The sequence below is a fragment of the Ignavibacteriales bacterium genome, assembly GCA_026390595.1.
GTDB lineage: Bacteria > Bacteroidota > Ignavibacteria > UBA10030 > UBA10030 > UBA9647.
The window spans coordinates 175,585-188,679 of sequence record JAPLFQ010000015.1; the positions used below are offsets into that span (position 1 = coordinate 175,585).

Genomic DNA, 13,095 nt, shown 5'->3' on the forward strand with positions numbered 1-13,095 from the left:
AGGCCAAGACCGGATGAGAATCAAGACAGTGTATTGTCGCCTGACAGCGCGTCGACACCTGTGCCGCGGCAGTTTAGAATCTGTCGGTCTTTTTCAGTATCTTGCCCTCATCATGGATGTCGAACACGCCCATAATCCCGGTCGGACGACCGACGACCAGCTCTTTCACGCCATCGGCCAGCTGGCTGCCGATGCCGGGTTGTCCCCTCCGCTTTTTCTCAAGAACCTCCATGCCGACGCGCGTGCGACGCCTCACCCGCGGCGGGCACTCAACAGCTTCCATCGTTTCCTGATGACGGGCTTTTCATCAGCCTGGATGCGCGACTTCGACTCTCATCGGCTCCTGCAGCAGATCCTCCTCGAACTCTCGTCGCAATCCCAGTTCCTTGCAGACATCCTCGTCCGGAACCCGGAGCTCTTTCGCTGGCTCACATCATCGAACGTTCTCAAGATCACCAAAACGCGCGACGACTATGCCGCGGAGGCGTCAGACGCCATTGTGCTGTTCCAGCGGTCCGAGAAGAAGCTCGATTCCCTGAAGCGATTCCAGCGCCGCGAACTCCTCCGGATCGGAGCCCGCCAGATCTTGAAGGAAGCCGACGTTTCGAGCACATCGTCAGAGCTTTCCGCTCTCGCCGACTCCATCGCGTGCGCAGTCCTCGCAATGGCATATGATCAGATGCGTGAAACGTTCCAGGGAGACGTGAAGAAAGAACTCGCGGTGATCGGATTGGGCAAACTCGGCGGAGAAGAACTGAATTTCAGCTCAGACATTGATCTGATCTTTGTCTACGACAAAGACGGTCCGCTTGAAGGATCGCAGGCACGACTCTCGTCGAAGCACGAATACTACTGCAGGGTGGCGGAGTACGTCGTCCGGCGGTTGTCCGAGCACACTGCCGAAGGCCATCTGTATAGAGTGGATATGCGACTGCGGCCCGACGGCGGCTCAGGCCCTCTCGCAATGTCACGGGCGGCATATTTCGCATACTATGAGGCACGGGGAGAACTCTGGGAGCGGCAAATGCTGATCAAAGCGCGTGTGATCGCCGGAGATCAGCAGGTTGGAGAGGGATGGATGGAGGAGATGAAGGCATTCATCTATCCGAAAACACTGCTCTCGAGTCCGCTCGAAGAAATCGCGAAGATCAAAGCGCGCATCGAATCGACGCTTGACGATGAGAAGAATATCAAATTGGGGAGCGGAGGAATTCGGGACGTTGAATTCACCGTGCAGGCGCTTCAGCTTCTCAATGGTGGGAGCACTCTGAGGCTCAGGCAGCGCAGCACCTTGGCGGCTCTGCGAGAACTCGTGGATTCACAGAAACTCAAGGAGAGCGAGGGGAGGAATCTGGATGCTGCCTATCGGTTTCTACGTACCGTCGAGGATCGGCTTCAGCTTCTTCATGGGCTGCAGAAGCACAGCATTCCGGAATCTCCGGAGGAGCGACGAATCCTTGCACGTCAGCTGGGTTTCGATTCGGCGGCGGCCTTCACGAAAAAACTAGCGGTCCATCAGGATCGGATCAGGAAGGCATATGATTCTGTCTTCGAAAAGAGATCCGCCAATCGGAAGGCTGGTGCGGCGAGCGGCCCATGGCTCGATGCCCGTGTTCTTCGCAAGCTGGGAGTCTATGACGCAGAAGCCGCTCAATCACAACTTGCGGAGATACTGAAGGAATTGCCCGAGTTGAAGGAGCCTGTCCGGTTTGCCCTGTTCGTCGATCTGATCAGAAAACGAAAAGCACCGGATTGGGCCTTGAAGAACCTCCTCCAACTCGCTTCCTCGGCACCGATCAAGCGGACTCTCCAACAGGCAGTCCTGAATGAGAAATCGCTCGATCTTCTGATCCTTCTCGCCGCGCGGAGTTCACGATACAGCGGACTGTTGGCACGAGAACCTCTTCTCTTCGAAACACTTCTTGGCCGACCGGAAGATCTGTTGGCTTCCGGTGCGGCTTGGTCTTTTCTCAAGAGCGCGGATCTGCCTCGTTATCGTATCTACAACGAATTCAAAGCAGTGCTGCGATTCGTCGTCGGGGAGATTTCCGCCCCGGCTCTCACGCGCGAACTCAGTGCGCTTGCAGACGATATTGTTGCCCACGCGTATCGGCTAGCAGCGGAAGAGGTCCGGATTCCCCGCTCCTTGCCAGTCGCGCTGATGGCGCTCGGAAAGTTTGGTGGCGGGGAAATCTCCATAGGCTCCGATCTCGACCTTGTTCTTCTATATAAAGAACGCGGAGGGCTCCAGGCGAAGACCGTGAATGCGCTTGGAAGAACCCTGCGGGAGAAGCTCGATCGTGTGTATGAGATTGATTTTCGTCTCAGACCTGAAGGAAAGAACGCACCGTTGGCGACCGAGTTCGAGTATTATAAAGAATACCTCGTGCATCGTGCTTCGTTGTGGGAGCGCCAATCTCTGACGAAAGCCCGGTGCATAGCCGGCGATCCGGCATTTGGCCATGAACTTATGAAGCATGTCGCACAACTATCGTGCGATGTGCCGCTGCCGAAAGGGTGGAAGAACGAGATCGTCTCGATGCGCGCCCGGATGGTCAAGGAGCGATCCAGGTCGCAGGAGAGCGTCGATCTGAAAGTAGGGATCGGAGGATTGGTTGATCTTGAGTTTCTGGTGCAGGCAACCCAGCTGAGGTGTTGTCCTGACCATCCGGAGATGGCGCAGACAAACACGTTTGACGCGATCGACTCGATGAAGAAACAAAAATTGCTCCCGCAGAAGAATGCAGCGAGGGCCCGAAGAAATCTGGAGTACTTCCGGCAGCTCGAAGCGGTCATTCGCATCAATTCGGAGAAGACAGATTTCCTCCTCCCGTCGGAGAACGATCGGCTGCAGGCGGTGGTAGCTGGGATGGGAAGTTCATCTCCCGCCGCACTGCGTGCAGCGATCCAGGAAAAAAGAAAAACGAACCGGAAGCTCTTTACCGAAACCATCAGGTCACTTCCGAAATGAAGTCGACAGCAGCGCGCATACTCTCCAACGAGTGGTTTCTGGCGGCGTCGGTTGCGCTTCTTGCCTTCGGTGTCTATGTGACAACGATGTGCCGTACGGTCTCGTTCATCGATGCCGGTGAACTTGCCGCTGCGGCTACTCTCCTCGGCATTGCACATCCCACCGGCTATCCCTTGTTTACGCTTGTTGCGCATTGCGCTCTCTGGATTCCCATAGGGGGAGAGGAGATTCTCAGGCTGAATGTCCTTTCGTCCGCCATTGTGGCCGCAGCGGTGGGAGTCTTCTTCCGTGTCTTGCTAGTTCTGGCGCGGATGGTGCGAGCGAATGTCCGAAAGGGCCGCGACAATCAGCCCAGTACCAAAGCACGGACGTTGATTGCCTCGGCCGCCGCTGCTCTGGCCGTTGGTTTCAGCACGACCGTCTGGGCCCAGTCCGTCGCAATAGAAGTGTACGGGCTTCATGTGCTATTGATCCTAGTGACGATGCTCCTGTTTCTGACGGGGATCGAGGAGACCGGCGGCGGGGCTCAGGAAATTCCGCGTCGACTGTTCGCAGCAGCTTTCTTTCTCGGACTCAGTTTCTCGAATCATCTGACAACACTTCTCGTCGTCCCCGCGTTGATGTATCTTTATGGAGTGACTCATGGCGGGGGACGGGAGTCGCTTCTTCGTGCCCTGAAAATCTTTCCGTTCTTCTGCCTTGGCTTGAGCCCCTATTTCTATCTGCCTGTCCGCTCAAGCGCTCATCCTCTCCTCGATTGGGGACATCCGGTGGGGTTCGAGCGCCTTTTCTGGCATGTGTCCGGCAAACAGTACCGAAGTTGGATGTTTTCGAGCTTCGACAGCGCAGGGAAGCAGCTTGCGTATTTCTTCAGCCACTTTCCCTCTGAATACAACTTGTTTCTCGAGGCAGTCATGCTATTTGGGTTGATATTCGTTTTTCGTTCAAACAAGAGGATCTTCTGGTTTCTCGTTGTGGCGTTCGCCGGCGGTATCTTGTATTCCATCAATTATGATATCCACGACATCGACTCGTACTTCCTCCTGGCATACCTCGTTGCCGGCATTTTTCTCTTCTTCGGTATCATCAGTCTTCTGGCTTACATCCCCGAAAGACCTTCGATTCGACCGCTCTTCCTTGTCGCTGTCGTACTGCTCGCTCTTCCGGTGTCGCAGTATGTCAGTAACAAAAAGGGAGTAAGCGAATCAGACAACTTTCTTGTGAGCGACTATGTTCATAATATCTTCTCGAACACGGAGAGGAATGCAGTTATCCTGACCTATCAATGGGACTATTTTGTTGCCCCTTCCCTGTATTTTCAGTTCGTAAGGCACGAAAGGGAAGATATTCTGGTGATTGACAAGGAACTGCTTCGAAGGTCCTGGTATTTTGTCCATCTCAGGACCCATTTCCCATGGCTGATCGAGCGGTCGAAGGCCGAAGTCGATGCTTTTCTGGCCGAGCTCTACAAGTTCGAGCATGACCTCCCGTACGATCCGGGAGTCATTGAGGCCCGGTACGTGGGAATGATCAACAGTTTCGTCGACCAATCCATCAAGGATCGACCCGTCTATTTTGGTCCCGAAATTGAGCCTGAAATGGGCCCAGAATACGCAAGAATTCCGGACGGGATACTTTTCCGGCTCTCGCAAGCCATTGATACCATTGAGATTAAGTCCGTCAAGGTTGAATACCAGCCCACTTCCTTTGAAAGCCGCCTCACAGCCGGGCTGCAAGGCATTTACGCCCGGATGCTCACTTCGACGGCGGCTCGTTATGTCTCTCGAAACCAGCTTTCCGAGGCATCATTGCTCCTCGGCAAGGCTCTGGCAATCAATCCCGCCTATGCACCCGCCAGGGTGATGCATGAACGAATCAGTCGAGGCGTTCCTCGGGTAAGACAGTAAGGGACACATTCGCGAAAAAACACATATTTTTCTCTCCTTTCCCGTTGACTCTTTGCCAATTTTTGTTAAATTATAAAGCTCAAGTTCCACGTAATTGCCCCCTTTTCATTAGACTGCTGTCGTTTTTCTTTTTCGAAGTGCAGAAAGACGGCATTGGCAGAAGGGGCATCTGTGTCTCGCTGGCGTAGCTCAGTTGGTAGAGCAGCTGACTTGTAATCAGCAGGTCGACGGTCCGAATCCGCCCGCCAGCTCTTCGAGAACATTCATTGCGCGTCGCACGCGAGAAGACTCGGGCAGGTAGCGAAGTGGTTAAACGCATCAGACTGTAAATCTGACGGCTCAAGCCTTCGGAGGTTCGAATCCTTCCCTGCCCACCAGGAAATTGTCGGTCGCCGATTGTCTGCGCCGAAGGCGCATCCGCCTCAGGCGGAGATTGTCGATTGATTGTTGTGTAAATCGAAATTCGAAAATTGGAAATCGAACATGTCTTTGCGGGAGTAACTCAGTTGGTAGAGTCACAGCCTTCCAAGCTGTTGGTCGCGGGTTCGAGTCCCGTCTCCCGCTCAACGACTCACTTCTGAGTTCGAAATTGGGAGTTCGATATTCAGCGTTCACATGCGAATAACGAATATCGTACATCGAATATCGAATAACGAAGTTGGTTGCATGCTTGCGTAGCTCAGTTGGTAGAGCACTTCCTTGGTAAGGAAGAGGTCATCGGTTCAATCCCGATCGCAAGCTCGGAGTATCACTGACCATAGTTTGTCCATAAGCGGAGTCGAATGTCGTGAGAGATATTATCACTTTGGAATGCTCAACCTGCAAACGCAGGAACTACAGTGCAACGAAAAACAAGAAGCTGCAGACCGGCCGGGTTGAGTACAAGAAATATTGTAAGTGGTGCAAGAAGCGCACACCCCACAAAGAAACGAAGTGACACAGCCCGGTTGGTAGAGTCCTTGTGCGCTGTCTGAAGGATTCCTGCCCTCTCCTGGGAATGTTTCCTACGTCAGTGGCTCAATTGGTAGAGCAGCGGTCTCCAAAACCGCAGGTTGGGGGTTCGAGTCCCTCCTGACGTGCTCGTCTCAAGCACGGTAGTAATCATGAACGTGGCATTCATTTGCATGGTGAACAATGAAAGAAAAGATTCTCAATTTTTTCAATGACGTGGTAAAAGAGATGGGCAAGGTGACGTGGCCGACCCGTGATGAACTCGCGGAATCGACGAAGATCGTCATCATCGTTTGTGTACTCATTTCTTTGTTTACCTGGGGTGTCGATACTCTGCTGGCCGCAGCCCTCAAGGCAATCCTTTAATCCGAGGAAGGACAAGAGAGTTGAACAAGCGCTGGTACGTTGTGCGAACATACTCAGGTCACGAGGCAAAGGTGAAGACATACCTCGAATCGGAGACCGCCCGGTTGAATTTGAGCGAGCGTCTCTCGAGTGTCATGATTCCTTCGGAAAAAGTCATCGAGGTCAAGGACGGGAAAAAGAAAGCCCGGGTGAAGAACTTTTTCCCCGGATATGTCCTGGTGGAGGCGGTGCTCGACAAGGAAACGATCCATCTGATCCTTGAAGCTCCGTCAGTTCTCGGGTTCGTCCCCGACAAGAATAACCCCGCTCCTCTTCAGCCCGACGAAGTGCGGCGGTTGATCGGGAAGATGGAATCGAAGGAAGACGTCGAATTGGTCGAGATCCCGTTTCGTATGGGAGACCCGGTCAAGGTTGTCGAAGGTCCCTTCAACAATTTTTCAGGTTTCGTGCAGGAAGTGAATCCGGAGAAATTGAAGGTAAAGGTGATGGTCAGCATTTTCGGACGGAAGACCCCTGTGGAACTGGATTTCGTCCAGGTGGAATTGGAAAAGTAGCTTCAGACTTCGTGAGTCGTTCTATTTAGAGAGAGAGGCAGATCGTTTATGGCGAAAAAAATTACAGGGTTTATCAAGCTGCAAATTCCTGCCGGACAAGCGAATCCGGCACCTCCGGTCGGTCCCGCCCTTGGTCAAAAGGGCGTGAACATCATGGAATTCTGCAAGCAATTCAACGCCAGGACCAAGGATCAGCAGGGCCTGATTATCCCGGTGATCATCACCGTCTTCAGTGATAAGTCGTTTACGTTTATCACCAAGACGCCGCCGGCGGCGACATTGCTCCTGAAAGCGGCGAAGGTCGAAAAAGGCTCCGGCGAACCGAATCGCAACAAGGTCGGCAAGGTCACGAAGAAGCAGGTTCGCGAGATTGCTGAATCAAAGATGGTTGACCTGAATGCAGCTTCAGTGGAAGCCGCGATGAGCATGGTCGCTGGGACTGCTCGCAGCATGGGCATCACGGTTGAAGATTAATCAACACGCGCACGGAAAGTGAGATTTGTCGTATGAGAACTCGAAGCAAGCGCTACAAGACAGTGGCGACAAAAGTTGAGAAGAAGAACTACACGATTGCCGACGCTGTGCAGAAGGTGAAAGAAACTGCCAGCGCAAAGTTCGCCGAAGGCGTCGATATCGCAGTTCGCCTCGGTGTCGATCCGAAGAAGGCCGATCAGGCCCTCCGCGGCACGGTTGCGTTGCCGCACGGAATCGGTAAGGCAGTGCGTGTACTTGTGATTGCCAAGCCGCCGAAGGATGACGAAGCGAAGGCAGCCGGCGCAGACCATGTCGGATTCCAGGACTACCTCGAGAAGATTCAGGGTGGATGGGCAGACGTGGACGTGATCATTGCGACGCCGGACGTCATGGGAGATCTCGGAAAGCTCGGAAGAATCCTCGGCCCCCGCGGTCTGATGCCGAATCCGAAGAGTGGCACCGTAACCGTCGATGTCGGAAAAGCGGTCACAGAAGTGAAAGCTGGAAAAATTGAATTCCGCGTCGACAAGGCCGGTATCGTGCACGCCACGGTCGGCAAAGCGAGTTTCGAAAAGGATAAGCTGGTGGAGAATATCCAGTCATTCCTGACGACCATCGTTCGCCTGAAGCCCTCGACGGCGAAGGGAACGTATATCAAGAGTATCGCGATCTCCACGACGATGGGACCTGGTGTCCAGATTGATCGCGGCGAAATCGCCGGTCATTAACCAAGAACTTACGCACTCACATCTCAAACGGACGAAGTCCGGTGCCCGGGTGATCGGGGCTTCTCATCGGTCTTCACAGGTCGGTTGTTTCAGACCTGCACGTTGTGAACAACAGTAGTTATCTGGAAGGTATCTCATGAACCGATCGGACAAAGAGGCGATCGTAGCGGAAGTTGCTGAACGGGCCGCGCGCGCGACTGCCATGTACTTTGCCGACTTCACCGGGCTCACTGTCGAAGAAGCAACCCAGCTTCGAAGTGAATTCCGGAAGGCCGGCGTCGAGTACAGGGTGGTAAAGAACACGCTCGCGAAAAAAGCCCTGGAGCAAGTGACCGGATACGATCGTGTGTTTGACAAATTGGTCGGGCCGACTGGGATTGCTTTCAGTTACGATGACGCAGTAGCTCCCGCAAGGATCATCAAGAAGTTCAGTGACAAATCCGGCAAGCTGAAGCTCAAGGCTGCCGTTCTTGAGAAACAGGTCTTTGACGGATCACAATTGGATGAACTGTCCAAGTTGCCAACCCGCGCTGAGTTGATGTCGGGTATCATTGGCACCATCCATGCGCCGGTCTCCGGAATCGTCGGAGCCATCGGTGCGGTGATACGGGATCTCGTCAATGTGATTGACGCAATCGAGAAGAAGAAAGCGGCCTAGCCACTCACCAAGTTTGAACATTTTTAACCAAGGAGAAATACAATGTCAGCAGTAGCAGAAATTGTCGAGAAGATTGAAAAATTGACTCTGCTCGAAGCAGCCGAGTTGAAAAAGGCACTGGAAGAGAAGTTCGGCGTGACCGCGTCAGCCCCGATGATGTTTGCGGGTGCAGCGCCGGCCGCCGCCGCGCCAGCAGTCGAAGAAAAGACTGAATTCACCGTCGAATTGAAAAGCGCCGGTGCCCAGAAGATCAACGTGATCAAAGTTGTTCGCGCAGCGACCGGTCTCGGACTCAAGGAAGCCAAGGATTTGGTTGACGGCGCTCCGAAGGCCGTGAAAGAAGGTCTCAACAAGGAAGAAGCAGAGAAGTTGAAGAAAGAGATCGAAGAAGCGGGTGGCGTGGTTGAGTTGAAGTAACGCTCTCGTGTTCTCATCCGAACTTTTCTTTTTTCATCGCTGTTGATTACGGAAAGCACAATCTGGCGAACAGTGCAAGTCTCAAAGCCGATGGTTTCCTCGCTCCAAAGCGAGAGCGAGCCATCGGCTTGAGCTATCTTTAGAGAGCAGCTTTCACGAGCCCCTCACAAGCTGACTCGAATCCTGCGGGAATCCCAGATAACAACGATGTTCGGGCTCTTGATGTGCGATTCATCTATCCATTTTAAAAGGAGTGGTTGAATTGAAGAACCAATCCAATGGCTCAGACGGTCGAATCTCCTTCGGCCGCATTCCATCGGTAATTGAAACACCGGACCTGCTCAACGTCCAAATCGACTCGTTCAACAAGTTCCTGCAGTCGGAGGTGCCGCCCCATCGTCGGAAGAGGCATGGCCTGCAGCAGGTATTCGAAATGAACTTCCCGATCACCGACGCCCGGGAAAACTTCCTGCTCGAGTTTGCGGAGTACTACGTCGAGAAACCGAAATACTCCGTCGTCGAATGCCAGGAGCGCGGATTGACCTTCTCCGTGCCACTCAAGGCAAAGTTGCGCCTTTCCTCGAAGAGGGAAGGCAGCCAGGAATTCACCGATACCGTCGAACAGGAAGTCTATCTCGGGAATCTTCCGGCGATGACGATGCGCGGCACGTTCATCATCAACGGTGCCGAACGCGTGGTCGTCAGCCAGCTCCATCGTTCGCCCGGCGTGTTCTTTGGCGAGTCTGTCCATCCGAACGGGACGCTGATGTACTCGGCGCGTATCATCCCGTTCCGCGGTTCGTGGGTGGAGTTCTCTACGGACATCAACAACGTGATGTATGCCTATATCGATCGGAAGAAGAAATTCCCGGTCACGACCCTGTTGCGCGCACTGGGGTATTCGTCGGACGATGAAATCCTTGACCTCTTCGATCTGGTCGAGGAAGTCGAAGTGAACAAGGTCGCCTTGAAGGATTATGTCGGCCGCACGATTTGCAGCGACGTGTTCGATAAGAAGACCGGCGAAATCTTCATCAACAAGGACGCGAAGCTCACCGAAGAGAACGTCAAGCAGATCAAGAAGGCAGATTTGAAAAAGATCCGCCTGTTGAAATCGGAGGCGATGGACTCGCGCTCCGTGATCGCGAATACGATCCTGCGTGACGTCGCCCGCTCCGAGGAAGATGCTCTCGAAACAATCTATTCGCAGCTCCGCTCGGGCGAAGCGCCGGACCTCGATACGGCAAAGAACCTGATCGACCGGTTGTTCTTCAACCCGAAACGATACGACCTCGGCGATGTGGGACGCCATCGCATGAACGCCAAGCTCGGCCTGACGATCAAGGAAGACGTCACGACCCTTACCCGCGAGGACATCGTCGCGATCGTGAAGTACCTCATCGATCTCCAGCAGGGCAAGAAGAATGTCGACGACATCGATCACCTGGGCAACCGCCGCGTCCGCACTGTGGGCGAGCAGCTGGCACAGCAGTTCAATGTCGGCCTCTCGCGCATGACGCGCACCATCCGTGAGCGTATGAATCTCCGCGACAGCGAGACGATTACGCCGCAGGATCTGGTGAACGCGCGGACGATCACAAGCGTGATCAATGCGTTCTTCGGTACGAACCAGCTCTCCCAGTTTATGGACCAGACCAATCCTCTGGCAGAAATGACACACAAACGCCGTGTGTCTGCCCTTGGACCGGGCGGTCTGACTCGCGAACGAGCGGGCTTCGAAGTCCGTGACGTTCACTACACGCACTACGGCCGCTTGTGCCCGATCGAAACGCCGGAAGGGCCGAACATCGGTCTCATCTCTTCTCTCTGCATCCATGCCCGGATCAACGATTTCGGCTTCATCGAGACCCCGTACCGCAAGGTCAAAGGGGGAAAGGTGACGGAAGAAATCGACTTCCTCGCGGCAGAGAAGGAAGACGAGGTAACGATCGCTCAGGCAAACGCCGTGGTCGATGAGCGCGGTCGCTTCAAGGAAGAGAGAGTCAAATCCCGGTTCCAGAGCGACTACCCGCTCGCAGAGCCGGACAAGATTCAGTACATGGACGTTGCTCCGAACCAGATCGTCAGCGCTGCTGCCGCGCTGATCCCGTTCCTCGAGCACGATGACGCCAACCGCGCGCTGATGGGCTCGAACATGCAACGCCAGGCAGTCCCGCTGCTGGTGCCGGTAGCCCCGATCGTCGGCACGGGACTCGAAGAAAAGCTCGCCCGTGATTCCAGGACAATCATCGCGGCAGAGCGCAACGGCAGTGTCGAGTCGGTCACCGCAGACGCGATCGTTGTCCAGTATGACATCGACGAAAACAGTACCGAGGCGATCATCAGTTTCGATGACAAGCGCCGGGTGGAATACAAGCTCACCAAGTTTTTCCGCACGAACCAGGACACCTGCATCAATCAGAAGCCGGTGGTGAAAGAAGGAGATCGCATCAAGCGCGGGGACGTCCTGGCAGACGGTTGCGCAACCGACGAAGGCGAGCTGGCACTCGGACGGAACGTCCTTGTTGCCTTCATGCCATGGCGCGGCTACAACTTCGAAGACGCGATCATCATCAGCGAGCGGATTGTTGCAGAAGACGTCTTCACATCCATTCATATCGAGGAGTTCGAGCTTCAGGTCCGCGATACGAAGCGCGGCGAAGAGGAACTGACCCGTGAAATCCCGAACGTCAGTGAGGAAGCGACAAAGGACCTCGACGAAAACGGCATCGTGCGCATCGGCGCGGAAGTGAACGAAGGTGACATCCTCATCGGCAAGATCACGCCGAAAGGTGAAACCGACCCGACGCCGGAAGAGAAACTGCTGAAAGCGATCTTCGGTGAAAAGGCCGGCGACGTGAAGGACGCATCGCTGAAGGCTCCTCCGGGAATGAAGGGTGTCGTCATCTCGACCAAGTTGTTCAGCCGCAAGAAGAAGGATACGGAGAGCAAGAAGGACGACAAGAAACGTCTCGAATCGCTCGATCGCTCCCGCCGGAAAGACCTGAAGGAACTGCAGGAGAAGCTCGGAAAGAAACTCGAGCAGCTCCTGATCGGCGAAAAGTCCACCGGTATCCGCGACAACGACGGCAACGTCATCATCCGCAGCGGAACAGCTCTGAAGGAAGACTCCTTCAAGTCGCTGGAAAATCTCGATGCGCTCGACTACAACCAGGAATGGGTTGATGACAAGCGCAAGAACAACATGATCGTGAAGATCTATGAAAACTATCGGCAGAAACTGAGCGAAGTCGAAGAGCTCTACCGTCACGAGAAGAACAAGATTCAGCTTGGCGACGAGTTGGCGCCGGGTATCGTGCAGCTCGCGAAAGTCTATGTTGCCAAGAAGCGCAAGCTGTCAGTCGGCGACAAGATGGCCGGCCGTCACGGAAACAAGGGCGTCGTTTCGACGATCGTGCCTGTCGAAGACATGCCGTTCCTCCCGAATGGCCGCCCGGTCGATATCGTCCTCAACCCGCTGGGCGTCCCTTCCCGTATGAACCTCGGTCAGCTGTTCGAGGTGGCACTCGGGTGGGCCGGTCACGAGCTTGGTGTGACGTATGCATCGCCGATCTTCGATGGCGCCTCGTGGGAGAATGTGCAGGAACAGCTGCGCAAGGCTGGTCTCTCGGAGAATTCGAAATCAGTCCTGATCGACGGACGGAGCGGCGAGCCGTTCGACCAGGAGGTCAGTGTTGGATACATCTACATGATGAAGCTCTCGCATCTTGTAGATGACAAAATCCACGCCCGTTCCATCGGGCCATATTCACTTATTACACAGCAACCGCTGGGTGGTAAAGCGCAAGTCGGCGGCCAGAGGTTTGGTGAGATGGAAGTGTGGGCGCTCGAAGGATACGGCGCGTCGCATGTGCTGCAGGAGATCCTCACCGTCAAGTCTGACGACGTCGTGGGCCGTGCAAAGGTCTACGAAGCGATCGTCAAGGGTGACAATCTGCCTGAGCCGAACATACCTGAATCCTTCAACGTGCTCATTCGTGAGCTCCAGGGTCTCGGACTCGAAATCAAGATTGAGTGATGAGGTCCGACCTGCACGTGCGACCCTGAA

10 protein-coding genes and 5 tRNA genes are annotated in these 13,095 nt (G+C 54.5%); all 15 read left to right on the forward strand.

What is annotated here, in order from left to right; genetic code table 11:
• Positions 1 to 13: 13 nt before the first annotated feature.
• The 15 genes from NTU47_06715 to rpoB all read left to right on the forward strand — a co-directional run bounded on the left by NTU47_06715 (position 14) and on the right by rpoB (position 13,065).
• Complete coding sequence (locus tag NTU47_06715) at positions 14 to 2,971, forward strand: DUF294 nucleotidyltransferase-like domain-containing protein (protein MCX6133492.1); 2,958 nt, start codon at positions 14 to 16, stop codon at positions 2,969 to 2,971.
• A complete protein-coding gene (locus NTU47_06720) occupies positions 2,968 to 4,878 on the forward strand; it encodes a DUF2723 domain-containing protein (protein ID MCX6133493.1) in 1,911 nt (636 codons plus the stop codon). The genes NTU47_06715 and NTU47_06720 overlap by 4 nt, the downstream gene beginning before the upstream one ends.
• Positions 4,879 to 5,056: 178 nt before the next feature.
• Positions 5,057 to 5,129 (forward strand) — tRNA-Thr (locus tag NTU47_06725).
• Between the two features lie 40 nt (positions 5,130 to 5,169).
• Positions 5,170 to 5,255, forward strand: a tRNA-Tyr gene (locus tag NTU47_06730).
• A 114-nt stretch (positions 5,256 to 5,369) separates the two neighbouring features.
• Positions 5,370 to 5,442, forward strand: a tRNA-Gly gene (locus NTU47_06735).
• A 104-nt stretch (positions 5,443 to 5,546) separates the two neighbouring features.
• Positions 5,547 to 5,619: transfer RNA gene (locus NTU47_06740), tRNA-Thr, on the forward strand.
• A 46-nt stretch (positions 5,620 to 5,665) separates the two neighbouring features.
• A complete protein-coding gene (gene rpmG, locus NTU47_06745; GenBank protein MCX6133494.1) occupies positions 5,666 to 5,815 on the forward strand; it encodes a 50S ribosomal protein L33 in 150 nt (49 codons plus the stop codon).
• A 69-nt stretch (positions 5,816 to 5,884) separates the two neighbouring features.
• Positions 5,885 to 5,957 (forward strand) — tRNA-Trp (locus tag NTU47_06750).
• 55 nt (positions 5,958 to 6,012) lie between these two features.
• The gene (secE, locus tag NTU47_06755) at positions 6,013 to 6,195 is read left to right on the forward strand and encodes a preprotein translocase subunit SecE (GenBank protein MCX6133495.1); all 183 of its coding nucleotides are present in this window, start codon (positions 6,013 to 6,015) and stop codon (positions 6,193 to 6,195) included.
• A gap of 20 nt (positions 6,196 to 6,215) precedes the next feature.
• On the forward strand, positions 6,216 to 6,749 hold the full coding sequence (nusG, locus tag NTU47_06760; protein MCX6133496.1) for a transcription termination/antitermination protein NusG: 534 nt from the start codon (positions 6,216 to 6,218) through the stop codon (positions 6,747 to 6,749).
• Positions 6,750 to 6,797: 48 nt separating this feature from the next.
• A complete protein-coding gene (rplK, locus tag NTU47_06765) occupies positions 6,798 to 7,223 on the forward strand; it encodes a 50S ribosomal protein L11 (protein MCX6133497.1) in 426 nt (141 codons plus the stop codon).
• Between the two features lie 32 nt (positions 7,224 to 7,255).
• The gene (rplA, locus tag NTU47_06770; GenBank protein MCX6133498.1) at positions 7,256 to 7,951 is read left to right on the forward strand and encodes a 50S ribosomal protein L1; all 696 of its coding nucleotides are present in this window, start codon (positions 7,256 to 7,258) and stop codon (positions 7,949 to 7,951) included.
• Between the two features lie 136 nt (positions 7,952 to 8,087).
• Complete coding sequence (rplJ, locus tag NTU47_06775; GenBank protein ID MCX6133499.1) at positions 8,088 to 8,609, forward strand: 50S ribosomal protein L10; 522 nt, start codon at positions 8,088 to 8,090, stop codon at positions 8,607 to 8,609.
• Positions 8,610 to 8,651: 42 nt separating this feature from the next.
• Positions 8,652 to 9,026 (forward strand): 50S ribosomal protein L7/L12, encoded by a 375-nt coding sequence (rplL, locus tag NTU47_06780; protein ID MCX6133500.1) that lies wholly within the window; start codon positions 8,652 to 8,654, stop codon positions 9,024 to 9,026.
• 262 nt (positions 9,027 to 9,288) lie between these two features.
• Positions 9,289 to 13,065 carry a DNA-directed RNA polymerase subunit beta gene (gene rpoB, locus NTU47_06785; GenBank protein ID MCX6133501.1) on the forward strand — a complete coding sequence of 1,259 codons (3,777 nt, stop codon included), beginning with the start codon at positions 9,289 to 9,291 and terminating at the stop codon, positions 13,063 to 13,065.
• Positions 13,066 to 13,095: the final 30 nt, after the last annotated feature.